This window comes from Mesorhizobium sp. M7D.F.Ca.US.004.03.1.1, assembly GCF_003998635.1.
Lineage (GTDB): Bacteria > Pseudomonadota > Alphaproteobacteria > Rhizobiales > Rhizobiaceae > Mesorhizobium > Mesorhizobium loti.
This window is the reverse complement of record NZ_RZQG01001423.1, coordinates 1-997: the sequence shown is the minus strand read 5'-3', so window position 1 is coordinate 997 and position 997 is coordinate 1. Positions and strand designations below refer to the sequence as shown.

Below are 997 nucleotides of genomic sequence, written 5' to 3'. Positions count from 1 at the left end.
CGGCCCGCGACAGGGAAGCCAGGGAGGCGGCCAAGGCCGCCAAAGCGGCGCCCGACGCGATCATCGCTGCGCCCGTTCCGGCACCGGCCGCTGCCCCTGTCGCACCGTCCAATGCCAGCAAGCCGAAGACCGATGCTCCCGAAACCAGCCCGGCCCTGAAGACACCGTCAAAGGCCAAGGTTGCGCCGGCTGCGGAAAAGGCGGCGAGCGTTTCGGCGCCGTTGCATTCGGCCGCCAATGCCAACAAGGCGGCGCCTGAGGTCGAGCAGGTTTCCAAGCAGCGCAATGGTCCGAAGACCAAGGCCGAGCCGGCAGCCGCTTTCAAGGCGCCGGAGACCAAGGCGCCAGCCGCGAAAGCTGCCAAGCCGTCGCTGGAAGACAAGAACCGTCCGGCCGGCATCGACAAACCGGCGCTGGTCGACGACCTCAAGCTGATCTCCGGCGTCGGGCCGAAGATCGAGGGCGTCCTGCATTCGCTCGGCATCTACACTTTCGCGCAGGTTGCGTCGTGGAAGAAGGCCGAGCGCGAGTGGGTGGACGGCTATCTCTCATTCCATGGCCGCATCGATCGCGACGATTGGGTCAAGCAGGCCAAGGCGCTCGCCAAGGGTGGCGTCGCCGAATACATCCGCGTCTTCGGCAAGAAGCCGGTCTGAGGGACGAAAAATGCTTCAGGACAAAGACCGCATCTTCACCAACATCTACGGCCTCTTCGACAAGTCGCTGGCCGGCGCGATGGCGCGTGGTGCCTGGGACAACACGCCCGGCATCGTTGCCAAGGGGCGTGAGTGGATCGTCAATGAGATGAAGGCGTCGGGCCTGCGCGGCCGTGGTGGCGCCGGCTTCCCGACGGGGCTCAAATGGTCGTTCATGCCCAAGCAGAGCGACGGCCGGCCGAGCTATCTCGTCATCAATGCCGACGAATCCGAGCCCGGCACCTGCAAGGACCGCGACATCCTGCGCAATGACCCGCACACTTTGGTCGAGGGTGCGCTGC

The 997-nt window shown here is 65.7% G+C and carries 2 pseudogenes; both read left to right on the top strand.

Annotated features, from left to right (window positions below):
* Positions 1–656: pseudogene (locus EN935_RS37620) on the top strand (NADH-quinone oxidoreductase subunit E); the annotation flags it as partial.
* 10 nt (positions 657–666) lie between these two features.
* Positions 667–997, top strand: a pseudogene (locus tag EN935_RS37615) (NADH-quinone oxidoreductase subunit F); the annotation flags it as partial.